This window comes from Polynucleobacter sp. MWH-HuK1 (assembly GCF_018881815.1).
In the GTDB taxonomy this organism is placed as follows: Bacteria; Pseudomonadota; Gammaproteobacteria; order Burkholderiales; family Burkholderiaceae; genus Polynucleobacter.
The window spans coordinates 581,131-606,398 of record NZ_JACVPP010000001.1 but is presented as its reverse complement, the minus strand read 5'-3'; the positions used below and the strand labels follow the sequence as shown (position 1 = coordinate 606,398).

General features: G+C 45.1%; 24 protein-coding genes. 18 read left to right on the top strand and 6 right to left on the bottom strand.

Going from position 1 to position 25,268, the window contains the following annotated elements; genetic code table 11:
- Nucleotides 1-19: 19 nt before the first annotated feature.
- The gene (locus ICE93_RS03225) at nt 20-409 is read right to left on the bottom strand and encodes an OsmC family protein (protein ID WP_216185559.1); all 390 of its coding nucleotides are present in this window, start codon (nt 407-409) and stop codon (nt 20-22) included.
- A 48-nt stretch (nt 410-457) separates the two neighbouring features.
- Nucleotides 458-868, bottom strand: coding sequence for a rhodanese-like domain-containing protein (locus ICE93_RS03220; RefSeq protein ID WP_216185557.1), 411 nt, complete (start codon nt 866-868; stop codon nt 458-460).
- 58 nt (nt 869-926) lie between these two features.
- On the opposite strand from ICE93_RS03220, the gene ICE93_RS03215 reads away from it, so the two are divergent.
- The 9 genes from ICE93_RS03215 to ICE93_RS03175 all read left to right on the top strand — a co-directional run bounded on the left by ICE93_RS03215 (nt 927) and on the right by ICE93_RS03175 (nt 10,907).
- Nucleotides 927-2,189 carry a putative Na+/H+ antiporter gene (locus ICE93_RS03215; protein WP_216185555.1) on the top strand — a complete coding sequence of 421 codons (1,263 nt, stop codon included), beginning with the start codon at nt 927-929 and terminating at the stop codon, nt 2,187-2,189.
- Between the two features lie 66 nt (nt 2,190-2,255).
- Nucleotides 2,256-3,602, top strand: a complete 1,347-nt coding sequence (miaB, locus tag ICE93_RS03210) for a tRNA (N6-isopentenyl adenosine(37)-C2)-methylthiotransferase MiaB (protein ID WP_216185553.1) — start codon at nt 2,256-2,258, stop codon at nt 3,600-3,602.
- Nucleotides 3,592-4,065, top strand: coding sequence for an rRNA maturation RNase YbeY (ybeY, locus tag ICE93_RS03205; protein WP_216185551.1), 474 nt, complete (start codon nt 3,592-3,594; stop codon nt 4,063-4,065). The genes miaB and ybeY overlap by 11 nt, the downstream gene beginning before the upstream one ends.
- 30 nt (nt 4,066-4,095) lie before the next feature.
- Nucleotides 4,096-4,935, top strand: coding sequence for an HlyC/CorC family transporter (locus ICE93_RS03200; protein ID WP_216185549.1), 840 nt, complete (start codon nt 4,096-4,098; stop codon nt 4,933-4,935).
- A 59-nt stretch (nt 4,936-4,994) separates the two neighbouring features.
- Nucleotides 4,995-6,476 (top strand): apolipoprotein N-acyltransferase, encoded by a 1,482-nt coding sequence (gene lnt, locus ICE93_RS03195; RefSeq protein ID WP_370624586.1) that lies wholly within the window; start codon nt 4,995-4,997, stop codon nt 6,474-6,476.
- 60 nt (nt 6,477-6,536) lie between these two features.
- The gene (gene glyQ / locus ICE93_RS03190) at nt 6,537-7,427 is read left to right on the top strand and encodes a glycine--tRNA ligase subunit alpha (RefSeq protein ID WP_216185545.1); all 891 of its coding nucleotides are present in this window, start codon (nt 6,537-6,539) and stop codon (nt 7,425-7,427) included.
- Nucleotides 7,428-7,454: 27 nt separating this feature from the next.
- Nucleotides 7,455-9,593 carry a glycine--tRNA ligase subunit beta gene (gene glyS / locus ICE93_RS03185; protein ID WP_216185543.1) on the top strand — a complete coding sequence of 713 codons (2,139 nt, stop codon included), beginning with the start codon at nt 7,455-7,457 and terminating at the stop codon, nt 9,591-9,593.
- Nucleotides 9,590-10,165: a D-glycero-beta-D-manno-heptose 1,7-bisphosphate 7-phosphatase gene (gene gmhB / locus ICE93_RS03180; RefSeq protein ID WP_216185541.1), complete on the top strand. Its 576-nt coding sequence runs from the start codon at nt 9,590-9,592 to the stop codon at nt 10,163-10,165. The genes glyS and gmhB overlap by 4 nt, the downstream gene beginning before the upstream one ends.
- A gap of 7 nt (nt 10,166-10,172) precedes the next feature.
- Nucleotides 10,173-10,907: a 1-acyl-sn-glycerol-3-phosphate acyltransferase gene (locus tag ICE93_RS03175; protein ID WP_216185539.1), complete on the top strand. Its 735-nt coding sequence runs from the start codon at nt 10,173-10,175 to the stop codon at nt 10,905-10,907.
- 46 nt (nt 10,908-10,953) lie between these two features.
- Here ICE93_RS03175 and rsmA read toward each other — a convergent pair whose 3' ends face one another.
- From rsmA to ICE93_RS03155, 4 genes are read right to left on the bottom strand one after another with little or no spacing between them, the layout of a single operon-like run.
- Nucleotides 10,954-11,730, bottom strand: a complete 777-nt coding sequence (rsmA, locus tag ICE93_RS03170) for a 16S rRNA (adenine(1518)-N(6)/adenine(1519)-N(6))-dimethyltransferase RsmA (RefSeq protein ID WP_216185537.1) — start codon at nt 11,728-11,730, stop codon at nt 10,954-10,956.
- Between the two features lie 3 nt (nt 11,731-11,733).
- Nucleotides 11,734-12,741 carry a 4-hydroxythreonine-4-phosphate dehydrogenase PdxA gene (pdxA, locus tag ICE93_RS03165; RefSeq protein ID WP_216188240.1) on the bottom strand — a complete coding sequence of 336 codons (1,008 nt, stop codon included), beginning with the start codon at nt 12,739-12,741 and terminating at the stop codon, nt 11,734-11,736.
- Nucleotides 12,716-14,161: a peptidylprolyl isomerase gene (locus ICE93_RS03160; protein WP_255554467.1), complete on the bottom strand. Its 1,446-nt coding sequence runs from the start codon at nt 14,159-14,161 to the stop codon at nt 12,716-12,718. The genes pdxA and ICE93_RS03160 overlap by 26 nt, the downstream gene beginning before the upstream one ends.
- Nucleotides 14,162-14,169: 8 nt before the next feature.
- Entirely contained in the window at nt 14,170-16,692 is a 2,523-nt protein-coding gene (locus tag ICE93_RS03155) for an LPS-assembly protein LptD (RefSeq protein WP_216185535.1), read from the bottom strand.
- Between the two features lie 33 nt (nt 16,693-16,725).
- On the opposite strand from ICE93_RS03155, the gene ICE93_RS03150 reads away from it, so the two are divergent.
- The 9 genes from ICE93_RS03150 to ruvA all read left to right on the top strand — a co-directional run bounded on the left by ICE93_RS03150 (nt 16,726) and on the right by ruvA (nt 25,239).
- Nucleotides 16,726-17,727, top strand: coding sequence for an aminoglycoside phosphotransferase family protein (locus ICE93_RS03150; RefSeq protein WP_216185533.1), 1,002 nt, complete (start codon nt 16,726-16,728; stop codon nt 17,725-17,727).
- 10 nt (nt 17,728-17,737) lie between these two features.
- On the top strand, nt 17,738-18,457 hold the full coding sequence (gene murU, locus ICE93_RS03145; protein WP_216185530.1) for an N-acetylmuramate alpha-1-phosphate uridylyltransferase MurU: 720 nt from the start codon (nt 17,738-17,740) through the stop codon (nt 18,455-18,457).
- Nucleotides 18,450-19,817, top strand: coding sequence for an aminopeptidase P N-terminal domain-containing protein (locus ICE93_RS03140; protein WP_255554466.1), 1,368 nt, complete (start codon nt 18,450-18,452; stop codon nt 19,815-19,817). Before murU ends, ICE93_RS03140 begins: the two co-directional genes overlap by 8 nt.
- Nucleotides 19,818-19,833: 16 nt before the next feature.
- Nucleotides 19,834-20,991, top strand: coding sequence for an FAD-dependent monooxygenase (locus ICE93_RS03135; RefSeq protein ID WP_216185525.1), 1,158 nt, complete (start codon nt 19,834-19,836; stop codon nt 20,989-20,991).
- Between the two features lie 130 nt (nt 20,992-21,121).
- A complete protein-coding gene (gene dusB, locus ICE93_RS03130; protein WP_216185523.1) occupies nt 21,122-22,138 on the top strand; it encodes a tRNA dihydrouridine synthase DusB in 1,017 nt (338 codons plus the stop codon).
- Between the two features lie 66 nt (nt 22,139-22,204).
- Nucleotides 22,205-22,444 (top strand): helix-turn-helix domain-containing protein, encoded by a 240-nt coding sequence (locus ICE93_RS03125; protein ID WP_128112754.1) that lies wholly within the window; start codon nt 22,205-22,207, stop codon nt 22,442-22,444.
- Nucleotides 22,445-22,490: 46 nt separating this feature from the next.
- A complete protein-coding gene (gene purH, locus ICE93_RS03120; protein WP_216185521.1) occupies nt 22,491-24,071 on the top strand; it encodes a bifunctional phosphoribosylaminoimidazolecarboxamide formyltransferase/IMP cyclohydrolase in 1,581 nt (526 codons plus the stop codon).
- A 26-nt stretch (nt 24,072-24,097) separates the two neighbouring features.
- A complete protein-coding gene (ruvC, locus tag ICE93_RS03115; RefSeq protein WP_216185519.1) occupies nt 24,098-24,628 on the top strand; it encodes a crossover junction endodeoxyribonuclease RuvC in 531 nt (176 codons plus the stop codon).
- Between the two features lie 29 nt (nt 24,629-24,657).
- Nucleotides 24,658-25,239 carry a Holliday junction branch migration protein RuvA gene (gene ruvA, locus ICE93_RS03110; protein WP_216185517.1) on the top strand — a complete coding sequence of 194 codons (582 nt, stop codon included), beginning with the start codon at nt 24,658-24,660 and terminating at the stop codon, nt 25,237-25,239.
- The last annotated feature ends 29 nt before the right edge of the window (nt 25,240-25,268 follow it).

The following is a 25,268-nucleotide window of genomic DNA, read 5'->3' as shown; positions in this document are numbered from 1 at the left end:
ATTCCAAGCCCAGCTTGTATTAATTTACCAGCTGGGTTTTTATTTGGATTTGTCCAGCTAGCGCTTTGTGAATCGGGCACTTATCAGCAATTTCCAATAAGCGCTCTTTTTCTTCAGAACTTAAATTTCCCTTCAGTTGAATCTCACGAGAAAAGATTTCAACATCATCTGTGCGCTCTATGTCTACAGTGACAATGGCATTTTCTAAATTCATTGCTTTGCGACCGGAATACATTTTCAAAGTCATTGATGTGCACGCAGCCAATGCGGCACCAAGATACTCATGAGGACTAGGCCCAGTTCCTTCGCCACCCTTAGTGGTTTCTGCATCCGATAAGAAATGTAAATCACCAGCAGTCAATTTTTGCTGCAGTGGGCCAACGCCAAACTGTGACACAACTTTTCTCATAAGGATCCTAAATAAATAATTGGTAACTGAGTACTATTAAAGATGACTTTAACCGGAATGAGCCTTGCTTGCTTTTTCCACTGTCGGTAGTTGCGCCTTTTTCCAAGCACTAAAACCGCCCTCCAGATGACAAATATTGGGAACACCCATTCTCTGTAGTGTTTGAGTAGATAGAGCAGACCGCCAAGCGGAGGCGCAATACAAAATAAGCTGCTTACCCTCACCGAAAATTGGCTTGTAATAAGGGCTATCGGGATCAACCCAAAACTCCAACATTCCTCTGGGGGCATGAAAAGCATTAGGAATCATTCCTTCTCGCTCCAATTCACGAACATCACGAATATCCACAAACACCACATTAGGGTCTGTTAATAGTTGTTGCGCTTTTTCCAGAGGCAAAGTCTCAATTTCAGTCATTGCACTCTGAATGAGTTCTTGATACCCAATCTTTAATTTCACCAAAATCTCCTAAATTAACAATGTCACATTTTGATTAAGTAACTGTTACCATTCTGCTATGAACTTTACCCCGACAGAACTTGGCGCAAGCATTATTTTTACAATTGCAGTTTTGCATACATTCTGTACTGGCTATTTTGAATCCATCGCTAAAAAATCTCCGCGGCACGCTGGGCTTTGGCACCTTCTTGGAGAAGTAGAAATTGTTTTTGGCTTTTGGGCCGCCATCCTGGTTATCTTCATTTCCTTAAATGATGGTCTGACTACCGCTAAAGAATTTCTCAATAAACGTAACTTCACTGAGCCAATGTTTGTTTTTGCCATCATGATTGTGGCAGGCACAAAACCCATTTTGTATTTTGCGACAAAAATTCTGCATGCCTTAGCTGTAGCGTTGCAATATCTATTGCGTATAAGGAGTGCTCCCGCTTTGTATTTTCTAACGCTGGCTATTACCCCTCTTTTAGGCTCATTCATTACCGAGCCTGCTGCTATGACCCTAGCAGCATTTCTGCTGCGTGATTTGGTCTATCGCCATAAATGCTCAACAACACTAATGTTTGGAACGCTTGGTGTTCTCTTTGTGAATATCTCCATCGGTGGAACACTGACCAATTTTGCGGCACCGCCAGTACTTATGGTGGCCTCTACTTGGGGATGGAGTTCAGCGTTTATGTTTGCCAACTTTGGCATTGAGTCCTGCATAGCCATTTTTATTAACGCTCTAGCAGTCACACTTCTATTTCATCGCCAACTCATTGAACCCGATTCGGATAAGAAAGAAGTCAAAATTCCATTCACGGTAGTTTTGATGCACCTACTTTTCCTGAGTGGGGTAGTCATCTTTGCGCATGACCCGATTATTTTTACCTGGATTCTGTTGTTCTTTATTGGCTACACCATAGCCTATCCAAAACATCAAAGTCCATTGATTCTGAAGGAAGCTTTGCTGGTTGGCTTCTTCTTGGGTGGCTTAGTTGTACTAGGTTCACTACAAGGTTGGTGGCTACAACCCATTCTTGAGGTGATGAGCCCTACTGCAGTGTTCTATGGCAGTCTAGTTCTCACTGCTTTTACTGATAATGCAGCGCTTACTTATTTAGGCTCATTGGTAACTGGGACATCACCAGAATTCAAGCTTGCCTTAGTAGGAGGCGCAGTGGCAGGTGGCGGTCTAACCGTAATTGCCAATGCGCCCAATCCAGCCGGCATTGCCATCCTGCGACAACATTTCCCAAATAGTGCGGTCTCGGCGCTCTACTTATTAATCGCCGCTTTTCCACCCACAATCGTGGCTATCTTGGCTTATCGACTCATCTGAGGTCTCGACAATTATTAGGCAGTAAAATCTGAGCTTCGCCCCCAGCTATAAACCTGAGAACGGCATATGAAAAAGCTCTATATCAAAACCTTCGGCTGTCAAATGAACGAGTATGACTCGGGCAAGATGGCTGACCTATTACATGCCGATGAAGGCATGATCATGACAGATCGGCCAGAAGATGCCGATGTTGTCCTTCTGAATACTTGCTCTATTCGAGAAAAAGCGGAAGACAAAGTTTTTTCAGATTTAGGTCGACTACGCGAACTCAAGAAAACCAAACCCAATTTATTGATTGGTGTTGGTGGTTGCGTTGCAAGTCAGGAAGGCCAGCAAATTGTCAGTCGTGCGCCCTATGTTGATGTGGTCTTTGGTCCTCAAACATTGCACCGCCTCTCCGATCTCATTGCAGAGAGACGGAAAACCGGCATCTCTCAAGTAGATATTTCATTTCCAGAAATTGAAAAATTTGATCATCTACCAGCATCCAGACAAACGCGCGGCTCAGCCTATGTATCAATCATGGAAGGTTGCTCTAAATACTGCAGCTACTGCGTTGTACCTTACACACGTGGCGAAGAAGTTTCTAGGCCTTTTGACGATGTGCTTACTGAAGTAGCCGGACTTGCCAGCAAAGGCGTCAAAGAAATTGTTCTGTTGGGTCAAAACGTCAATGCATACTTAGGCAAGATGGGTAATACCGAAGACGTCGCTGACTTTGCTCTTCTTATCGAATACATCGCTGAAATTCCTGGGGTCGAAAGAATTCGATTTACCACTAGTCATCCTAAAGAATTTACCCAGCGCCTCATAGATGTCTATGCAAAAGTACCCAAGCTAGTAAGCCACTTACACCTCCCTGTCCAACATGGATCAGATGCTATATTGTCAGCGATGAAGCGTGGCTATACCGCATTAGAGTTCAAAAGCATCATTCGCAAAATGCGTGCAGTTCGTCCTGATCTCACTCTATCGAGTGACTTCATTGTGGGCTTTCCGGGTGAGACTGAAGCAGACTTTGAGAAGTTACTCAAGATGGTCGAAGAGTTAAATTTTGACAATAGCTTCTGTTTTATCTTTAGTCCGCGCCCAGGTACACCGGCTGCCAATCTGCATGATGACACGCCTTACGAAGTCAAACTGAAGCGCCTTCAAACATTACTGGCACTTGTTGAGAGACAGGCGAATCAGATTAGCCACAAAATGTTTGGCAATACCGAGCGGGTGTTGATCGAAGGTCTTGCAAAGGACGGCATTAACCTGCAAGGACGTGCTGAAAATAATCGTGTCATTCACTTTGCGGCACCGGATCAAGACATTGAGAGCCTCATCGGTCAGATCGTAGAAATACGCATCACCGAAGTCCTTAACTACACCCTCAGAGGTGAATTGGTGGAAGTAAATGTCAACTAAGAACAAAGTCAATTCTCCCAAATTGAAAATTGACTTGCAATACGCTAGCAGTGCAATTGAATCCACTCTTAACAAAATCGCTTCGCCCGCTTTAATAAAAAAATGGGTTAAGAGTGCAACACCTCTTGGCGGCTTCATAACACTTCGCTTTGTAAATGCTGCCGAAGGTAAAAAGTTAAATCTAGCTTTTCGCCAAAAAGATTACGCAACTAATGTGCTCACTTTTCCTTACGAGCTTTCAAAAAATGCATTGGCAGCAGATATTATTTTCTGTCTGCCTATCTTGCAAAAAGAAGCAAAAGAACAAGATAAATTACTGAAAGCCCATTTGGCGCATTTAGTTGTGCATGGCTGCCTTCATGCTCAAGGCTATGATCACGAAGTTGTCAAAGAAGCAAGGAAAATGGAAACTCTGGAAATCCAAACTCTCCAAAAAATGGGCTTTGACAACCCTTATCAGTAATTTGACTTATTTCTACGCTATTCTTGCTATATGCCTGACCCCAATAAATCCCTCTTAGACCGTTTAGCTGATTTTTTAACTCCTCAGCCGACGGAGCCCAGCGAACGCCGTCAAGAGCTGATTGAAACCCTGCGTGAGGCACAAGCCGAGGGCTTAATAGATGCAGATGCCCTATCCATGATTGAGGGCGTCTTTCAAGTAGGTCAGTTGTGTGCACGGGACATTCTGGTACCCCGCGCCCAAATTGACTGGATCGACATCGGCCAGGCACTTCCTGAGATTATTAAAAATGTGATCGAAGCCGCACACTCTCGCTTTCCAGTATTCGAAGGTAGCCGAGATAATGTTATCGGCATTTTGCTAGCCAAAGATTTATTGCGTCACGCCACAGAAAAAGATTTCCAAGTGCGAGATTGGTTGCGTCCAGCAGTTTTTATTCCTGAATCAAAACGTCTTAGCGTTTTATTACGCGACTTTAAAGATAATCGCAATCACTTAGCGATTGTGGTTGATGAATATAGTGGCGTAGCAGGAATTATTACGATCGAGGACGTTCTTGAGCAAATCGTTGGTGATATTGAAGATGAGCATGACGTTGATGAAGAGGCGGATAATCTCATTGCTCTAGATAACGGCGACATTCGTGTCAAAGGCATTACGGAGCTCGAGCAATTTAATAAAGCGCTGGGCACCCAATTCAAGCTTGAAGATATCGAGACAGTAGCTGGCCTAGTAATCCAAAATCTTGGCCGCGTACCTAAGATGGGTGAGCTCATTGAAATAGACGGCATTGAATTTGAGGTGCAGCGCGCCGATCCAAGGCAAATTCATATTCTGCTTGCACGCCAAACTAATACAAAATCTGACTGAGATTTACCTTGTTTGATCAGCATCCCCATCAGCAACACAAGAGCTTCAAAATATTTTCAGTGTTTATCTTGCTGTTATTGGGGGCGGCACTTGCGCTAGCTGCAGAGCTCCCTTACGGCGGCTGGTTTCAGATTCCTCTTTTAAGCATTCTTTGGTGGCGTTTTGATTCTTACCCTTCACCGTCAGTCAAAAAGCAATTTGCATTAGGCCTCACATTTGGCATTGGCTATTTTGTCGTAGGTCTATGGTGGCTATACATTAGCTTGCATGATGTTGGTGGCATGAATGCGCCGCTTGCTTGCATGGGAGTATTTTTACTTTCAGCTTACGTGGCCATTTACTTTTCAATAGCCACACTAGCCATTCCTTTATTTAAAAAGAATCGGCTCACTGGTTTATTTCTGGCAGCAAGCTGGGTTATTGCAGAATTTTTGCGTGGATATATTTTTACTGGATTTCCTTGGATGGGTTTTGCTGAAACCCAATTTACAGGACCATTCGCCCTCATTGCACCGTTCTTTGGCGGTTTGACTTGCACCTTCCTAGTGGTCTGGACCTCCTGGGAGCTTTATCAAGCTCACAAACATCCAACTTCCAGTGCACTCCTGATTGTGACCGCAATTAGCGTAGCTCAATTTGCCGGCTTATTTACTTTTACTAAGCCCATTGGAGAACCTATTAGCATTCGACTTATTCAGGGCAACTTTGAACAAAGTCTGAAATTTAATCCTCAAGCAATTGGTCAACAGATTGATTTTTATGCCGGTGAAATTACTAAGCAAGCGGCCAATCTCATCATCATTCCTGAGACTGCATTCCCATGGCCTATTCCGAATTTACCAATCGGTTTACTAAATTACCTACAAGATTTCTCCAACGGCAGTAATAGCAATGTTCTTCTTGGTTTAATTGGCGAAGTGCCTGGAGAACTTGGCATGCAATATTCCAATCGCGCTACTGGACTCTCACCAAATGTACCGGCCTATCAATACGATAAAGCCCACCTCGTTCCTTTCGGAGAATTTATTCCGCCTGGATTTCAATGGTTCGTCAAAGCATTTCACGTACCAATGAGCGACTTTGCTAGAGGAAAATTAGATCAACCTCCGTTTGCGATTGTGCGCAAGGGTCAAGCAGATGTTCATGCAGCTATTACGATTTGCTATGAGGATGTCTTTGGTGGTGAGTTGGCCTCTCGAATTCAGCACAGTGCCCAGCCAGTGAATTTACTTATCAATATGACCAATCTTGCATGGTTTGGTGAATCCCAGGCCTCCACACAGCAACTCAGACTATCTCAGCTGCGCTCTTTGGAAACTGGGCTACCTGCTTTGCGCGCCACCAACACGGGCATTACAGCCGTCCTAGGGCCTGATGGCAAAATATTAGAAGCTCTTCCTGAATTTACCCAAGGCACCCTAAGCACCCAAGTCCAAGCCTATTCTGGAAAAACTCCTTATGTTATTTGGGGCAATTTACCGATTTTGGGTCTTTCTTGCCTTCTCTTGCTCTGGGGTCTCATTCGCCATAGACGTTTTTAGGCATTTTTTAACTCTTGGGTGTCCTAGCCATGTAAAATCAATGGCTTAGCCAGGTTAATCATGCTTACTTTTCAGCAAATCATTCTCAAACTTCAAGATTATTGGGACCAGCAAGGTTGTGCCCTATTGCAACCTATCGATCTCGAGGTGGGCGCCGGTACATCCCATACCGCCACCTTCTTACGCGCCATTGGTCCGGAGCCTTGGAAGGCTGCCTATGTTCAGCCCTCGCGTAGACCAAAAGACGGTCGTTATGGTGAAAACCCAAATCGCTTACAGCACTACTATCAATACCAGGTAGTGCTTAAGCCCGCTCCAGAAAATATTCTCGACCTGTACCTAGGATCTCTTGCTGCACTCGGCTTAGACCTTAAAGAAAATGATGTCCGCTTCGTGGAAGATGACTGGGAAAACCCAACACTTGGCGCTTGGGGCCTTGGCTGGGAAGTTTGGCTTAACGGGATGGAGGTGACACAGTTCACCTACTTCCAACAAGTTGGCGGCTTAGATTGCAAACCTGTCCTTGGCGAAATTACTTACGGCATCGAGCGTTTGGCAATGTATATCCAAAACTGCTCCAACGTATATGACTTAGTTTGGGCAGATGGCATCTCTTACGGCGATGTGTATCGCCAAAATGAAGTTGAACAATCTTGCTACAACTTTGAGCACTCCAATACCGATTTACTCTTTGCTAACTTCACAAACTATGAAATTGAAGCAAAGCGTTTGATGGAAGTTCCACTTGCGCTACCTGCATACGAAATGGTTTTAAAAGCAGCTCATACATTTAACTTGTTAGATGCGCGTGGCGCAATCTCCGTTACAGAGCGTGCGGCCTATATTGGACGCATTCGTAATCTCTCTCGTGCTGTTGCCCAAGCTTACTTTGAGTCTAGAGAAAAGCTGGGTTTCCCAATGTGTCAACGTCAAGCTAAAGCTCAGGCTTAAGCGCATCGAGATTTCTGCACTCCATCTATGAGCACACCTAATTCAAAACCACAATCAGCCACTTTATTGATTGAGGTATTTACCGAAGAACTGCCTCCAAAGTCATTGCGTCGTCTAGGTGACGCCTTTAGCGAAGGTATCTTCACAGCACTTAAGTCTGCTGGCCTTACAACTGAGGGCTCTAAAGTTACTAGCTTTGCAACACCACGCCGTTTAGCAGTTCAAATTACAGATGTTTTAGATCAAGCACCGGACTATCCCGTACGCGAAAAATTACTGCCAACGAGCATTGCATTTGATGCTGAAGGCAAAGCAACTCCTCCCTTGCTTAAAAAATTAAGTTCCCTTGGATATGCGGATGTTGATCTCACCACACTAGAAAAAGCTGGTGAAGGTAAAAACGAAGCTCTCTACCTTAATGTCATTGCTAAAGGAGCTGCGCTTGAGAAAACTTCTCAAACTGCGCTTGAGCAAACATTAAACAAGCTACCCATTGCAAAAATGATGCACTACCAAGTGCTACAGAAAAATGGTCAATTGGCAGACGTGCAGTTTGCCCGCCCTGCTCACCGCATCATTGCACTTCACGGTGGCGTCGTTCTCAATATCAGCGCTTTAGGCATTGATGCCGCCAATCAAACCGAGGGGCATCGCTTCTTAGCTCCTGGCAATGCAACGGTTTCTAGTGCAGATCAATACGAAACAGATTTGCAATTCAAGGCCAAGATTATTCCTAGCTTTAACCTACGTCGCGCACAAATTGAAGCTGCACTTTTAAAGGCGGCTGGCGATGATTTGGTTTTGATGCCTGATAGCCTTTTGGATGAGGTAACTGCCCTCGTCGAATGGCCAGCAATCTATGAGTGCCACTTCGATCAAGAATTCTTAGAGGTTCCACAAGAATGCTTAATTTTGACAATGCAAACCAATCAAAAATACTTTGCATTAACCGATAAGCAAGGTAAATTACGCAATCGTTTCTTGATTGTTTCCAATATTGAAACAAATAAGCCTAATGCGATTATTTCTGGCAATGAACGTGTTGTGCGTCCTCGCTTATCAGATGCTCGCTTCTTCTTCCAGCAAGATCAAAAACGTCCTTTAGCTTCACGTGTAGCTGACCTTAGTAAGGTGGTGTATCACAATCAATTAGGAAACCAGCTTGATCGTACCAAGCGCGTTCAGAGTCTAGCTATAGGCATTGCTAAAAAATTAAGTGCCGATGAAAAGCTGGCATCGCGCGCTGCCGAAATTGCTAAAACAGATTTATTAACCGATATGGTTGGCGAGTTCCCAGAACTTCAAGGAATTATGGGTCGTTATTACGCCACACACGATGGCGAGAATGCTGATGTTGCAAGTGCCTGCAGTGAGCACTACATGCCGCGCTTTGCTGGCGACACACTGCCGCAAACCCAAACTGGAACTATCTTAGCAATTGCTGACAAACTAGAAACTCTAGTTGGCATTTGGGGTGTTGGTCTAGCGCCAACTGGCGATAAAGACCCATATGCATTGCGCCGTCATGCTCTTGGTATTTGCCGTTTGCTCCTAGAAAAAAATCTTTCGCTCAAATTGCCTGAACTCATTGAACTGGCTCGTGCGCAGTTTCCGCAGGTTGATGTGCAAGAGAAGGCAAAGGCTGTCGATATCTACGCCTTCATCATCGATCGCTTGCGCGCCTATTTGCGTGATCAATCGGTCGCTGGCAAAGCATTTACTAGCGCGGAAATTGATGCTGTCTTAAGTCAAGATCCAGCTCAAATTAATGATCTGATCGAACGCTTGACTGCATTGCGTGAATTTAATGCCCTTGCCGAAGCTGCCCAGCTTGCCGCAGCCAATAAGCGCATTAGCAATATCCTCAAGAAAACAACTACCGCCATCCCTGCGACCTGCTCAGTAAAATTACTACAAATTCCAGCTGAAGCCGCATTACATCAAGCCCTTGAAGCGGTTACACCCGCAATCAATGCGGCTTATGAAAAACGTCAATTTGTAGAATTATTGAGATCTCTTGTAGCGCTAAGTGGTCCAATTGATCAATTCTTCGCGGATGTAATGGTCATGGATCCGGATCCTGAGCTGCGCGATAACCGCTTAGCCCTTCTGCAACAACTTCACCAGAAAATGAATCTCGTTGCCGATCTCGGCAAATTAGCATGAGCACCGGCTCTTCTAAACTGATCATCCTCGATCGCGATGGCGTAATCAATGAAGACAGTGATGAATACGTCAAGTCGGTGGATGAATGGATTCCACTTCCAGGCAGTCTTGAGGCAATTGCCCTGCTTAATCAAGCAGGCTACCAAATTGCAATAGCAACAAATCAATCCGGCCTCTCCAGAGGCTACTTCACTATTAATGATTTGCATGCGATGCATGGCAAGATGGAAAGCTTACTTAAGCCGTTAGGTGGTCGCATCGATAGCATCTTCTTTTGCCCCCATCAGGATGCACATCAATGCGATTGTCGTAAGCCTGCGCCTGGCCTAATGAAAGAAATTGCTTTGCGCTACAAAAAGACGGATAGCATAAAGCCGCTTACCGGCACTCCTATTGTGGGTGATTCTTTGCGCGATCTTCAAGCTGGAGTTGCTTTGGGGGCATCACCCCACTTGGTTCTCACTGGCAAGGGCGAAAAGACACTGGCTAAAGGTAACCTACCAGATGGCACTCAAATACATGCCGATCTCTTGGCTTTTGCCAATGCACTACTTTTAGAAGATAAGGTCTAAATACATCATGCAATTCATTCGCTCGATTCTCTTTGCCTTATTTTTAGTAGTGTTCACCCCGATTTGGTCTGTGTTGTGCATGCTGGCATTTCCTTTTTTAAGTCCTGAAAACCGCTATACCTTTATTGGACTCTGGAACAAAATCGTTATTGCGCTACTGAAGCCGCTGTGTGGAATTCATTATGAAATCCGTGGCATGGAAAATATGCAAGCAGTGCTCAATGAGCGCGTCATCATCCTTAGCAAGCACCAGTCTGCTTACGAGACGATCGCCTATATTGCCTTACTACCAAAACAACTTTGTTTTGTGTTTAAGCGTGAGCTACTCTGGATTCCATTCTTTGGTTGGGCATTAGCCTTACTCAAAATGATTCACATTAATCGCTCTAACAAACAGACTGCAGCCCATTCTGTAGCCACTCAAGGGCGCAAGCGCTTAAGCGAGGGCAAATGGATCATGCTCTTTCCAGAGGGCACCAGAACAGCTACCGGCTCAACCAAACCTTATCGCAAAGGCGGTGCACGCCTAGCTAGCGCTACTGACGCACTTGTCATCCCCATTGCACATAATGCTGGGCGCTGCTGGCCAAAAAATAGCTTTATCAAGAATCCAGGCACAGTCATTTTTTCAATAGGGCCTGCGATTAGCTCAGCCAATAAGTCAGCAGAACAGCTTCAGAAAGAGGTTGAAGGTTGGATTGAATCAGAGATGCGCGTTATTGATCCAAGCGCATACAAATAAGAATTAGTTTGAAATCTTGAGTACTTCAGCAATTCATAATGCTGACTTAAGAAGCTAAAACCTTAGCCCATTCAATATAGCGATCCACTGAAATATCTTGTGCTCTTGCTTTGAGCTCAATTTCAGTTAGATTAAGCCTGTCAGCAAACGCTTGTAAATTAGTTCGAAGCATTTTTCTTCTCTGGGAAAAGGCTGCGGCAACTACTTTTTCCAAAGCGCTCCACTGAATATCAGTCAATGTGAAATTCCTTCTCGGAATCATTCGTACCACAGCTGAATTCACCTTGGGCTGCGGATCAAAAGCTTCAGGCGGAACTTCCAGAACCAAGTCCATGTCGTAACGAGCTTGCAGCATGACAGAAAGACGACTGAAATCAGAACTTCCTTCCTTAGCAACCATTCGCTCCACAACTTCTGCTTGCAACATAAAAACTTGTTCATCAATTGAAGCTGCAGCAGAAACTAAATGAAATAGCAGTGGTGAAGAGATGTTGTAAGGTAGATTACCAACTACCTTACATAAGCCTTTCTTACCAGAACGATTCTGCGCCCATGCCAAGAAATCAAACTTCAGGGCATCTCCCTCGATCACCGTTAATCCTTTGAGATTCTTCTCATTCCAGAAGGCGACTAGATCACGGTCAATCTCTAGCAGATCCAAGTGATCAAGATTCTCCAGCAAAGGTAGTGTTAGCGCCCCGAGACCAGGACCAATCTCAATCACATGAGCCTCAGCACTTGGGTTAATCAGAGCAACAATGGAATAAATAACTCCGTTGTCCTGTAAAAAGTTTTGACCAAATCGTTTACGTGCACGATGCATGTATTAGGGTTGCTTTCTTTGATTTACAGCCAATTGATACGCCAAACGTAAAGCCTCAAGCATGCTGCCGGAATCAGCAATACCTTTGCCAGCAATATCTAATGCAGTGCCATGATCTACTGAGGTACGAATAATCGGCAAGCCCAAGGTTATATTTACACCATTGCCAAAAGTGACAAACTTAAAAGGCGCTAAACCTTGGTCGTGATACATCGCAATGAAGGCGTCTACTGTTGCAATTGATTCAGGATCAAACATTGTGTCGCCTGGATAAGGGCCAGATACCTGAATACCCATGGCCTTAGCTGCTTCAATTGCAGGCACAATGATTTCAATTTCTTCGCGCCCCAAGTAGCCAGACTCTCCAGCGTGTGGATTTAAGCCAGCCATACGAATCACTGGGTTTGCTATGCCAAATTTTTCCCGCAAATCTCGATTAACAATTTGAATTGTTTCTAATATCAAATCGTAACTGAGGGCTTTTGGAACATCTTTCAACGGCACATGGGTAGTCACTAAAGCCACCCTTAAATCTCTGGGGGACTTAAGCCCTAAAAATCCAGTTGGCAACGGTGCGCACAACATCATGACCACATGAGAGCTATAGCATCGCTGCGCAAGGTGTTCGGTATGCCCCGTAAAAGGAGTGCCAGCATCGTTAATAATGCTTTTATGTAGCGGCGCAGTTACCATCGCATCAAAACGACCTTGCTGACAACCATTGATTGCTTGATCCAATAGACTGATCACATACCGAGCATTTTTAGAGTTTAAAACTCCTGAAATAACAGGCGTTTCAAGCTTAATAGATTCAACCTGCAATCGACCAACCAATGTTGGATCCATATTTTTTGGCAGGGTCAATAACTGATCATCGCCGAGCAAGGTAATGACAACATCCTTGTGTTCGCGCAAAAAATCGAGGGCAGCAGCAAGAGAAACCTCAGGCCCAATACCGGCTGGCTCGCCGGTGCTTACAGCCAGATTAACGAGAGGCGCTACTTGCTTCATCATCCACGTTCAAAATTTTGACAGTGGCGTTATCACGTAATTCGCGCATCCACTCTTGATAGGCTTGATCAAATTTTCTTTCGCGGATAGCTGCGCGCGCAAATTGACGCTGCTTCTCTACAGTCAGTTGACCTTCACGACGATCCATTACCTGAATCAAATGCCAACCGAATTCAGATTTAACTGGATTGCTGACCTCACCAATTTGCAAACGATTCATGGCCTGCTCAAACTCTGGAACTAAGTCGCCAGGACTCATCCACCCCAGATCACCACCATTTGGCGCTGAACCATCTTCAGAGTATTTTTTAGCCAGCTCAGCAAAATCTGCCGTCTTAGCGCGAACCTGATCGCGATATCCCTGCAAGCGTCTCTCTGCATCTTGATCAGTCAAGCCAGGACGATTACGCAGCAAAATATGGCGCGATAAGGTTTGTGTAATAGGAATATTTTGCGGTGTGGTTGAGCCAGCATCAGGTGCGGCTGCCTGCTGAGGGGGTGCACTCGCTCCTGCTGCTCTGCGGTCCAAAACTTTAAGGACGTGGTAACCAGCAGGACTCTTTACAACTGCATTGGCAACTTGTCCACCGCCAGTATTTCGAATCGCATCATAAAACAACTGCGGTAGACGATCGGGAGTACGGTAACCCAAATCTTGAAACTTAATCTTGGGATTTTCTTTTGCAGCCATAGCGCCCAACTGCAAGAAATCAACATCACCTCGTGCATCTCGCAATAGAGCATCCGCTTTCTTTTTGGCCTCAGCCTGAGCTCCAGCACCAGCTCCGACATCTACAGGAATAAAGATTTGAGCAACATCAATTTCTTCTGGCTCGCCCTTAGCAGCTGGCGCTGATCTTTGCGCACCACCAGAAGTCATTGCCCTGGTCCGCTCGGTAATAAAGTTTTCGATTTCAGCATCAGATATTTTGATCTTGGCCTCTACCTCACGCTCTCGATAACGGGTAATCATCACATCATCACGCAGCAATTGTTTATAGCGCTCAAAAGTCGATCCCGAAGCAATAACTTTTGCTTTGAATTCTGCAACAGTTAATTTATTTTTTGCCGCTATATCACTAATGATCTTGTCGAGTTCTTTATTGCTAACAGCAATACCTTCTTGCTCAGCATTTTGTAATTGAATTTTTTCTAATATCAGTCGATCTAGAATTACTTTTCGTGCTGACCCATCCTCTGGTAACTTCACACCCTGCTTTTTTAGTGCCGCAATTCGATCATCAATTTCTTTGCGAGTGACAAAACCCGTATTGACTACAGCAGCCACACCATCAATATTACGAATCTTGCTCTCAGCAACAGCATTTGATTTTGCTACATCTTGAGCAAATGTGGCATTCACAAATAATCCTAAGCCAACAAATATGGCGTGAGCGCTAATCTTTTTAAAACGATTCATACAAAGCATCATTGATAGTTCTCGTATGTTGAAGGTGGTATAGGCTTAGAGGTGGGCATATATCCAGGAACATTTAACCTCATGATATCAACTGGATTGCTGCCGGCGCTACCAAAGCCCCTAAATTCGATTTGAAATAGCACCTGAGTGGTGGTTATTTGAGATGTATTCAAAACTTGAGAGTAGGCTCCGCGGAAAGTCCAGCAATCTCTGCTCCACTCCAGTGCTAATAGGCTATTTAATGTCTTAGTAGTCAACGCGTCATATCCCCACCGACCTAAGACGGATACCTCCCTTGTAATAGGCCATTGCCCAGAAATATTGTATTGGTCTGTGGTGGTTGCTGCAGGCACAAACGCCTGGTTATTTTGAATAGATGCTTGCACTGGTGGAGACCAAACATTGCGATACCCGAAATTTAAGCTTCTACCTTGAGTTGGACGCCAGCTACCACCAACAGTGCTTTGTACAAAACGATTGAGTTGGGTGTTGTATTGCCCAAAAATATCTGCACTAAAGTTGCCCAACAATCGAACCGATCCAGAGCCTAAGGTATCTGAATAGGTGGTGGGGTTAGCAATTGTGCCATTCAAGCCAACCCGCTGCCCTGTAAATTGTTGCTTTTGAGCTAATGTGACATTGGCACGTTCTGCTCCGGTATTTGCTTCAATCATGCGACTCGTGAGACCCAGAGTGGCTGCATTGTTGTCAGCTATACGGTCATTACCAATAAAAGTATTTTCACTAAAAATTTGTGAGATACCAAAGCCAGCATCTGCCGTATCAAATAAAGGAGTTTGCGCCTGACTTTGGAATGGCGTGTACACATACAGAGCACGAGGCTCCATAGTCAAAAGCATATCGCGACCATAAAAACCTTTTAGTTCAGCAGCATCTCTTTCAAAAGCTAATCCTGAATCTAAGCTTAAAGTTGGAATCGTGAAGCCTTGAGCTACCGGCGCACCAGTTGCTGTAAATGGTGTGGCGTTATACATATTTGACTGAAAACTCACTTTTGGAGTGATGTAATAGCCTGGTGTTATTTGTGGCAGAGCCATAGCACCCTTGATCACCGTTCTATCTGCCTGACTGTAAACACCCGGAGCAGTAGCTGCTAAGTTGCCACCGATGTTGTACGAGAAGCGCGTGTAGTCAGCAGAAAAAGTGGTTGCAGGTCCAGTAGGCAAGGTTACGTACTTTCCGCTGGTATCAGCAACCGCAGGAGTAAGTCGATTGTTATAGGTAGCGGTAATGTTTGGCAATACGTTATAAGGGGCTTGTACTGTAACAGTGGGATCTGGCTGCAAAGTTTGAAACGTTAATGCTCTAGCTGATACAGCCCAGTTACTCAAGCTTCCAGTCAGACCTTTGGTTGTTCCCACCTCTTGACGAAACTGACTTGTAACAGCCCCCGCAATACTTTGCGAGAAATCGGTTGGATATAGATTGTCAGAAACACGAGACATATTGGCGTAGCCCGACCATGAGCCTGGCAATGGAATTCCGCCGGGTGCTACACCGCCACTGAAAACTTGTCGCTGCTGCCAGTCATAACGCCAGCGATCTGTTCCTGTTTTATTGTCATGCGCCAAATAATCCCCAGCCAATGTACCGCTGTACTTGCTGTCTAGAAAGCGGTAATTTGCACCTATCTGCAAACCACGCTCACTCATATAACGCGGAAGAATCAACAAATCTCTATTTGGCGCAATATTGACGTAGTACGGCTGGGTAGCATCAAAACCATTATTAGAGTTATATCCTGCAACCGGAGCCAGAATGCCGGTGCGCCTCTGATTGGATGTAGGCGCAGTGAAATAAGGTACATATGCAATTGGCACATCGAAGAAACGCATCACACCATGCGTGCCAACCATTTCTTTTTGTTCGTTATCAATCTCTAAAGTACTGGCCGAAAAATACCAATCCATATTTTGCGGTGTACATGTGGTGTAAGTAGCTTTATCAAAAACAAAAATATCGGAGTTTTCAATAGTCAGCTTTTTTGCCGATCCGTTACCACGGGTATCGCGAAACTCATATGTAGGCGTCTCCATCTCGCCTTCACGTGCATCCACTTTAAATTGAGCGGTTGGCCCTTTAAAAGTAGTGTTCCCTTTTGTTAGTTCAGCATTTCCAACTAAATCTGCAATATCAGTATCAGGGTCGTAAATAATTTCATCCGCCTTAATCACTCCGCCGTTACGACGCATTTGTGCACGACCCTTGAGCTTCATCTTACGGTCAACAACGCCCTCAATGACATCACTGGATGTAAACGTTAGCGCTTTACTATCGTCAATAGGCAGGCCAGTACGTAACTGGTCATCCAACTTTAAAACAGTCACATTGCCACGATCTGGCAATAAGACAGTGTTCGAGTTAGCCTGTGCATTTGGGGGTAAAGGAGCTGGAGCCTGCGCATACCCCTGAAAAGCAAATTGCAGCAATACCACCCCCGTCATTACGCGCAGGGTTACATGCCAAAAAAGAGGGGCGCAAAGGCCGGCGCGACGGCGATAATGACTCATAGATCCAGACCCGCCTTATTATACGAATCGACCATGACTGACTCACGCCTAAATACCCTCCGAAACTGGCTAAAAGCCCTAGAAGCTAACTGGCAATTAGATCTTGACTCCTTAGTGCCAGCTTCAGCCGATGCCAGCTTTCGACGCTATTTCCGAATTACATCTAAAAACCCCAGTTTTGGGACTTTGATCGTAATGGATGCACCACCCCAACATGAACCCTTAGATACCTTTATTAAGGTCGATTTATTGCTCTCGGAAGCAGGCTTAAATGTGCCAAAAATACTCGAGCAAAATATTGCTGAAGGCTTTTTACTATTAAACGATTTGGGCACTAAAACCTACCTAGCTGAATTGAATAATGAGACTGCAGATCATCTGTATAAAGATGCAACTCATGCGCTAGTTTTAATGCAGTTGGCAAGCAAGTCTGGTGTCCTACCAAACTATGACGAAGCATTGTTGCAACGTGAGCTTGATTTGCTTCCTGAATGGTATTTAAAGAAACATCTCGGCATTGAACTCAATGCACAACAAATTGATCAACTAAAAAAATCATTTGGGCTGATTATTGAAAATAATTTAGCTCAAGCAAAAGTCTATGTTCATCGCGATTACCACTCGCGCAATTTAATGGTGACAGAAAAAAATAATCCTGGAGTTATTGACTTTCAGGATGCGGTTTATGGTCCCATTACCTATGATGCCGCCTCTCTTTGGCGCGATGCCTATATCGCATGGCCAGAAGAACAAGTGATAGATTGGGTGATTAAATTCTGGGAGGCAGGCCGTAAGGCAGGGCTGCCGATGCCAGATGATTTTGGTCACTTCTATCGTGATTTTGAATGGATGGGTTTGCAACGCCACCTCAAGATACTTGGTATCTTTGCACGGCTATACCATCGCGACGGCAAGGACGGCTATCTCAAAGATATTCCTCTCGTGCTTGAGTATGCAATTGCAACAGCCAATCGTTATATTGAATTAAAGCCTTTGGCTCGTATTCTGGAATCGACTCGCACTCATAAAGACTAGTTAGATATACATGACGAATAAGAGCAATCTCATTCCTTGTTTTTTACTGGCTGCTGGTAGAGGTGAGCGCATGCGCCCTCTCACAGACGTCTTACCCAAACCCTTGTTAACCATTCAGAATAAATCTTTACTAGCTTGGCATTTAGAAGCTTTAGCTAAGACAGGAATACAGAATGTCGTCATTAACCATGCTTGGTTGGGTGAAAAAATCGAGGAAGCTCTCGGTAACGGTCGGCAATTTGGTCTCAGCATCCAATACTCCCCTGAGGGCAGCGCTCTAGAGACCGCGGGTGGTATTTGTAAGGCATTGCCCATCATTGCACCAGATGATTACTTTCTGGTCATCAATGGAGATGTATTTAGCCCGAATTTACCCGTAAGCACGCTATTGGAAACAGCCTCCAGAATGCGTGCTGACTCCAGTAAGCCATTAGCGCACTTATTCATGGTTCCCAACCCAGTGCAACACCCTGAAGGGGATTTTTACCTGCAGGGTTCCACTGTGGGAGACGCTGAGTCCATAGACAGTGAGAAGCTCACCTTCTCAGGAATTGGGATTTATCACAAAGACCTCTTTAAAGACCTGGAATTCGGGGCGCCTGCCAAGCTAGCTCCCTTGCTGAGAACCGCGATGGAGCAAAATAAAGTGACTGGTGAAAAATATACCGGTCCATGGCACGATGTAGGTACACCACAACGCTTACAAGAGCTTAATGCAGCATATGAATAAACCAGATATTTATCAGCTTCGTCGAAATGTCTTAGCAAAACAAATATTTGCTAAGACTGGCGGAGGAATTGCAGTCGTTTCAACAGCACCTGAAATTGCTCGCAATCGCGATAGTGAATTTCCATATCGTCACGACAGCGACTTTTACTACCTGACGGGCTTTGAAGAGCCAGGCGCAACTCTTGTAATGAAAGTTGCTGGCGATGGAAAGAATCTTCAGCTTCAATCTCATTTATTTTGCAGACCCAAAGATCCCGAGAGAGAAATTTGGGATGGCATTCGTCTTGGCCCTGAAGCAGCCCCTGAAGTTTTAGGTATTGAATATGCACACAGTAACCAGGAGCTCGATCGAAAACTGGGAGAGCTATTGGCAGATCAAGACGCAGTCTATATTCGCCTTGCCGAAAGTGCTGAGGCTGATAGACGCTTGCGACATTGGATGAAACAAGTTCGCGGTCAAGCCCGCTCAGGCGTGAACCCACCATCAGAGTTTCACGATATCGAGGCGCTTATTCATGAAATGCGCCTATTTAAAGATGCGCATGAAATTGACATCATGCGCCGTGCTGCCGCTATCTCTGCTCGTGCACATATCCGCACCATGCAAATCTGCAAGCCTGGTATGCGCGAGTACCAACTCGAAGCTGAATTGCTCCATGAGTTCCGCAATAGCGGTGCGCAAAGCGTTGCCTACAACAGTATTGTTGCTACTGGCGCTAACTCTTGCATCCTGCACTATCGAGCAGGCTCAACTGAATTACGTAGCGGCGAACTTTGCTTAATTGACGCTGGTTGCGAACTAGATGGTTATGCATCTGATATCACTCGAACATTTCCAGTGAACGGAAAATTTACTGGCCCACAACGTGCTCTATACGACATTACATTAGCAGCGCAAGAAGCAGCGGTTGCGATGACCAAACCTGGCAATACTTTCATGCAGCCGCATGAAGCGGCACTGAAAGTTTTAACCCAGGGCCTACTTGATGAGAAGTTGCTCAATCTTGCCGATCTAGGCTCGCTTGAAAATGCCATAGAAACAGGCGCTTATCGCCGCTTCTACATGCACCGCACCTCACATTGGCTAGGCATGGATGTTCATGACGTAGGCTCCTATCGGGAAGCTAGTCATGATTTATCTACTGAAGATAAGCCATGGCGCGTCCTCAAGAGTGGCATGGTAATGACGATTGAGCCTGGCCTCTATGTCAGACCAGCTGATGATGTGGATGAGAAATTTTGGAATATTGGCATTCGCATTGAAGATGATGCAGTGCTGAATGATTCTGGATGTGAATTGATTTCTCGTGGCGTCCCTGTCAAGGCAGATGAGATTGAAGCGCTCATGAAAAACGCATAAAGACATTCGAATAAAAATGATTTCATCTAGTTGCGATATATTGATTCAAGGCGGTGGCCCGGTTGGACTTGCTTGTGCCGCGTGGACTCTTCAGAAGTTTCCAGATGCAAAGATCACACTACTAGATCGCAATCCAATTAATGATGACGATTTAGCGAATGCTGATAGCCGTGGGATTGCGCTATCACATGGCAGCAAGCTATTACTAGATACGATCAATGCTTGGCCAAATCGCTCTGCACAAATTCATCGCGTACATGTTTCACAAGCTGGACGTTTTGGTAGAGCTCTGATGACCCGCGAAGAACTCAATCAAGATGCACTAGGACACATCATTCGCTATCGCGATATCCACATCACTCTTCGCCAGGCATTAAGGTCCATTCAAGCAAAGTGTCCAAACTTTGTTTGGCGACATTCTGATAAAGAAGCGGAAGAAAATAATATCCACGCCAAATGTATCGTGCATGCTGAAGGCGGCTTATTTAAAAAACAAGATTGGGTTGAATCTGGTCGCGACTATGGTCAGTCAGCCTTAGTAGGGTTAGTAGAAGTTGAAAATGCAGCGCCCCATCAAGCTTGGGAACGTTTTACTGCTGAAGGTCCATTGGCTATTTTGCCAAGTCATTATGGTCCCAATATTTTGAATCTGGTTTGGTGTGGTTCACCAGAGTCATCGGGATATCGCTTGCAACTCAGTGATACTAACTTCTTAAAAGAGCTAGAGAAAGAATTTGGTTCACGCATTGGTCGCTTTCGGAAAATTCAGGATCGTCGTTTATATGAACTTGGCTTGAACTATCGCAAAGAAATTACAAAAGACAGTGAAGTATGGATTGGTAACGCCGCTCAAACTTTGCACCCAGTAGCTGGCCAAGGTTTAAATCTGGGCTTACGAGATGCCTTCTTGCTGGCAGAAAAATTAGTTAGCGTATTTTCTGGTTCAGCAGAAGATCAATCCCCAGTAGATATTCAAAATGCACTTCAGGGTTACGCCCAAAGCCGCAAAATTGATAGAACAACTACGATTGGCCTAACAGACTTCATGGCCAGGGTATTTACCTCTAATATTGCTCCAGTAGTGGTAGCCCGTGGACTGGCGCTAAGCGCCCTTCAGTGGCTTCCACCGTTAAAGACGGCCCTAGCTCGCCAGATGATGTTTGGTAGGCGCTAAAAGGCTTAAATAGCCTTCAAAATACAAGTATTCCCAGTTTGATCCAAAGCAAGGAATCTGCCTAAAAAATAGGCAGATTTCGGGTCGACTGTGCTAAAGTGTCATGCTTTCCGCCCAAGCCCCCATTTAGATGAATATTGGCCCTCACACCCTCGCAAATAGATTATTTGTGGCCCCAATGGCTGGGGTGACGGACCGTCCATTTAGGCAATTGTGTAAAAAATTAGGTGCTGGCTATGCGGTCTCTGAAATGGTGGCATCTAATGCCCTGCTTTGGAAAAGCGAGAAAACACAACGCCGCGCAAATCATGTTGGCGAATTCAAACCGATCGCGGTACAAATCGCTGGGGCCGATCCCGCAATGATGGCAGCTGCGGCAAAAATTAACGTAGATCATGGTGCACAAATTATTGACATCAATATGGGCTGCCCTGCAAAGAAAGTATGCAACGTTGCTGCTGGTTCCGCACTATTGCGTGATGAGCCTTTGGTGCAGCAAATTTTAGAAGCTGTTGTGAATGCTGTTGGTGTTGGACCAGATGCAGTACCAGTCACCTTAAAGATTCGTACCGGTTGGGATCGCGAACATAAAAATGCAATTGAGATTGCACGTCTTGCAGAACAGTCTGGTATCTCTATGCTGACAGTCCATGGTCGTACTAGAGCTGATCTATATCACGGTGAAGCTGAGTATGAAACTATTACTGCAGTCAAAAATAATGTAAGCATTCCAGTGGTTGCTAATGGTGACATCAATAGCCCAGAGAAAGCAGAGCAAGTTTTAAAGATCACGGGGGCTGATGCCATCATGATCGGACGTGCGGCACAAGGTCGCCCTTGGATCTTTCGTGAGATCAATCATTACCTTAAAACTGGTGGTAAGTTGCCAACCCCTGAGATCAATGAGATTCAGGCGATTATGAATGCCCACCTCCTAGATCACTATGAGTTCTATGGTGAACATATCGGCCTTCGCACAGCTCGCAAGCACATCGGCTGGTATTGCAAAGGTTTACGAGATTCTCATGCCTTCCGTCAGCGCATGAACACTGCTGATGATTGCAAAACCCAATTAAAAATGGTGAATGATTATTTTGATGAGATGAAATTACATTCTGAACGCTTGCTATTTTTAGAGGCAGCTTAATTTATACCGAATCACCGCTGTATTTTTTGTATTTTTATTTTCTTGTTTTTGTATTGATAGATTGTTATGACTAATAAGCACCCAATTACCGAATGTATTGAAACCCAATTACAGGGCTACCTAAATGACCTCAAAGGCACAGCTCCAACTGATATTTATCAAATGGTCTTAGCTGTTGTAGAAAAACCGATGTTGGAATTAGTCATGCAACATGCCAAACACAATCAATCACTGGCAGCCCAATATCTAGGCATTAACCGCAACACGCTCCATAAGAAGCTCGTTGAGCATCAGCTACTGAAGTAAACATTCATCACAAAGTCATTTCTTTTAATTAAACCCTCCGAAAACTATGATCCGTACAGCCCTTCTCTCCGTATCCGATAAAAATGGCATTGTGCCTTTTGCTAAAGCCCTCCATGAGCAAGGTATTAAGCTTATTTCTACTGGCGGCACCGCAAAACTTCTAGCTGAAAATAATCTACCAGTAGTTGAAGTTTCTTCGCTAACAAAATTCCCAGAGATGCTCGATGGTCGCGTAAAAACCCTTCACCCTATGGTGCACGGCGGATTATTGGCTCGCAGAGATTTCCCGGAGCATATGGCCGCCCTAAAAGAGCATGGAATCGACACCATCGATATGCTCGTCATCAATTTGTACCCATTCAATGAGACGGTAGCTAAAGATAATTGTTCATTTGAAGATGCTGTAGAGAATATTGATATTGGTGGCCCTGCTATGTTGCGAGCCGCTGCAAAGAACCATCAAGACGTCACGGTTTTGATCTCACCGGAAGATTACGCCCCAGTATTGGCGGAGATAAAAGCCAACAAGAATACTGTTTCTTACAAAACAAATTTAAGTTTGGCAAAAAAAGTATTTGCACATACCGCTCAATATGACGGTGCTATTGCCAATTACCTCTTTGCATTGGGTGATGACTTAGATCACAAGGCACGTTCCGCTTATCCAGAAACTTTGCATCTTGCTTTTGAAAAAGTGCAAGAAATGCGTTACGGCGAGAACCCGCACCAATCTGCTGCTTTCTACAAAGATATCTATCCAGCAGATGGCACGCTAGCCAATTACAAGCAACTACAAGGTAAAGAACTTTCCTATAACAACATTGCGGATGCTGACTCCGCCTGGGAATGCGTGAAGAGCTTTACTGGTAACGCTGGTGGGGCAGCTGCTTGCGTCATCATCAAACATGCCAATCCTTGTGGTGTAGCTGTTGGCGCTAGCGCTCTCGAAGCCTATCAAAAAGCATTTAAGACCGACCCAAGCTCAGCCTTTGGCGGCATTATTGCCTTTAACGTTCCTTGTGATGGCGCGGCAGCAGAAGCGATCTCCAAGCAATTCGTAGAAGTATTAATTGCTCCTAGCTTTAGTGATGAAGCAAAAGCCATCTTTGCTGCCAAACAAAATGTGCGTCTTTTAGAGATTCCATTGGGCACTGCATTTAATACGTTTGATTTCAAACGCGTTGGTGGTGGTTTACTCGTGCAATCGCCCGATGCCAAAAACGTTCTCGAAAATGAAATGCGTGTTGTTAGCAAGCGTCTACCAACCCCAAGCGAAATGCACGACATGATGTTTGCATGGCGCGTTGCTAAATTTGTGAAGTCCAATGCCATCGTCTATTGCGCTAACGGTATGACCCTCGGTATTGGCGCAGGTCAAATGAGTCGCGTTGACTCTGCACGTATGGCCAGTATTAAGGCCGAGAACGCGGGCTTAAGCCTTAAAGGTTCTGCTGTTGCAAGCGATGCCTTCTTCCCGTTCCGTGATGGTTTAGATGTAGTCGTCAATGGTGGTGCAAGTTGCGCCATTCAGCCGGGCGGCAGCATGCGTGATGATGAAATTATTGCGGCTGCGAATGAGCATGGTATTGCCATGATCTTTACTGGCACACGTCACTTCCGTCACTAAGCAAACAGGCAGTAATAAGCAAACTTATGCGCTGGATAGGAATTGACCCAGGTTTACGTACAACCGGTTTTGGCGTCATTGATGTCGATGGCCAAAAACTGACTTACGTAGCTTCTGGGACGATCGAAAGCGGTGATCCAGCTAAGGGCCTTCCTGAACGTTTAGGCACTCTCTATGCCGGCATTAAAGAGGTGCTAGAGACTTACCATCCTGAGTCAGCTGCAATTGAAGAGGTTTTCTTAAATGTGAATCCTCGTTCAACGCTCATGCTAGGTCAAGCAAGGGGTGCTGTGATCGCTGCCCTCGTATCTGAAAAGCTTCCTGTAGCCGAGTACAGTGCTCTACGCGTGAAACAAGCCATTGTTGGCACTGGCAGGGCTGCCAAGCCGCAAGTGCAGGAGATGGTTAAGCGCTTATTAAGACTAAATCGCGTACCCGGAACAGATGCCTCAGATGCATTAGGCGTTGCTATCTGCGCCGCCCATCATGCTCAGATGCCAAAAGTAATTACTTCTGCTTTGGCGCCGAAGTTAGCATCTAAAAAACGTAGCAAGTAAAAACACACTTCACAGGTTAAGATCTCTACATGATTGGTCGCATTCAAGGCACTCTCGTTTCAGTCCATCCCCCTCGTCTTTTGGTCGATTGCCAAGGCATTGGTTATGAGGTTGATGTACCCATGAGTACTCTTTATCAACTTCCTCAAGCTGGTCAAAAAATTACGCTTCTTACGCACTTTCAAGTACGTGAAGATGCACAACAACTATTTGGCTTTGCTACCGAGACTGAGCGCGAGGCATTTAGACAGCTAATTAAAATTAGCGGTGTTGGTTCCCGCACAGCACTAGCAGTCCTCTCTGGCATGAGCGTCAATGAGCTCGCTCAAGCCATCGCCCTTCAAGAGGCAGGGCGATTGACGCAAGTACCTGGCATTGGCAAGAAAACCGCTGAACGTCTTTGCCTAGAACTCAAAGGTAAGTTAGCCCCAGACCTAGGTATTACGGGCGAAAAACCGCAAGCAATTGAAGCTAGCAGCGAAGTGTTGCAAGCCCTGCTTGCTCTGGGCTATTCAGAAAAAGAAGCGCTCATGGCACTAAAGCAAATTCCAGCTGATACCTCTGTTTCTGATGGCATCCGCATGGGTCTGAAATATTTATCTAATGCTTGACCCCAAATAGAAGTAATCCCTAATAAGCA

What these genes read in the sequence shown, in the direction of transcription:
- ruvA (WP_216185517.1), top strand. Translation starts at nt 24,658, where the DNA reads ATGATTGGTCGCATTCAAGGCACTCTCGTTTCAGTCCATCCCCCTCGT.
- ICE93_RS03215 (WP_216185555.1), top strand. Translation starts at nt 927, where the DNA reads ATGAACTTTACCCCGACAGAACTTGGCGCAAGCATTATTTTTACAATT.
- ybeY (WP_216185551.1), top strand. Translation starts at nt 3,592, where the DNA reads ATGTCAACTAAGAACAAAGTCAATTCTCCCAAATTGAAAATTGACTTG.
- ICE93_RS03160 (WP_255554467.1), bottom strand. Translation starts at nt 14,161, where the DNA reads ATGAATCGTTTTAAAAAGATTAGCGCTCACGCCATATTTGTTGGCTTA.
- rsmA (WP_216185537.1), bottom strand. Translation starts at nt 11,730, where the DNA reads ATGCATCGTGCACGTAAACGATTTGGTCAAAACTTTTTACAGGACAAC.
- ruvC (WP_216185519.1), top strand. Translation starts at nt 24,098, where the DNA reads ATGCGCTGGATAGGAATTGACCCAGGTTTACGTACAACCGGTTTTGGC.
- ICE93_RS03200 (WP_216185549.1), top strand. Translation starts at nt 4,096, where the DNA reads ATGCCTGACCCCAATAAATCCCTCTTAGACCGTTTAGCTGATTTTTTA.
- ICE93_RS03225 (WP_216185559.1), bottom strand. Translation starts at nt 409, where the DNA reads ATGAGAAAAGTTGTGTCACAGTTTGGCGTTGGCCCACTGCAGCAAAAA.
- ICE93_RS03155 (WP_216185535.1), bottom strand. Translation starts at nt 16,692, where the DNA reads ATGAGTCATTATCGCCGTCGCGCCGGCCTTTGCGCCCCTCTTTTTTGG.
- ICE93_RS03125 (WP_128112754.1), top strand. Translation starts at nt 22,205, where the DNA reads ATGACTAATAAGCACCCAATTACCGAATGTATTGAAACCCAATTACAG.
- pdxA (WP_216188240.1), bottom strand. Translation starts at nt 12,741, where the DNA reads ATGAAGCAAGTAGCGCCTCTCGTTAATCTGGCTGTAAGCACCGGCGAG.
- dusB (WP_216185523.1), top strand. Translation starts at nt 21,122, where the DNA reads ATGAATATTGGCCCTCACACCCTCGCAAATAGATTATTTGTGGCCCCA.
- glyQ (WP_216185545.1), top strand. Translation starts at nt 6,537, where the DNA reads ATGCTTACTTTTCAGCAAATCATTCTCAAACTTCAAGATTATTGGGAC.
- ICE93_RS03150 (WP_216185533.1), top strand. Translation starts at nt 16,726, where the DNA reads ATGACTGACTCACGCCTAAATACCCTCCGAAACTGGCTAAAAGCCCTA.
- murU (WP_216185530.1), top strand. Translation starts at nt 17,738, where the DNA reads ATGACGAATAAGAGCAATCTCATTCCTTGTTTTTTACTGGCTGCTGGT.
- miaB (WP_216185553.1), top strand. Translation starts at nt 2,256, where the DNA reads ATGAAAAAGCTCTATATCAAAACCTTCGGCTGTCAAATGAACGAGTAT.
- purH (WP_216185521.1), top strand. Translation starts at nt 22,491, where the DNA reads ATGATCCGTACAGCCCTTCTCTCCGTATCCGATAAAAATGGCATTGTG.
- gmhB (WP_216185541.1), top strand. Translation starts at nt 9,590, where the DNA reads ATGAGCACCGGCTCTTCTAAACTGATCATCCTCGATCGCGATGGCGTA.
- ICE93_RS03175 (WP_216185539.1), top strand. Translation starts at nt 10,173, where the DNA reads ATGCAATTCATTCGCTCGATTCTCTTTGCCTTATTTTTAGTAGTGTTC.
- ICE93_RS03135 (WP_216185525.1), top strand. Translation starts at nt 19,834, where the DNA reads ATGATTTCATCTAGTTGCGATATATTGATTCAAGGCGGTGGCCCGGTT.
- glyS (WP_216185543.1), top strand. Translation starts at nt 7,455, where the DNA reads ATGAGCACACCTAATTCAAAACCACAATCAGCCACTTTATTGATTGAG.
- ICE93_RS03140 (WP_255554466.1), top strand. Translation starts at nt 18,450, where the DNA reads ATGAATAAACCAGATATTTATCAGCTTCGTCGAAATGTCTTAGCAAAA.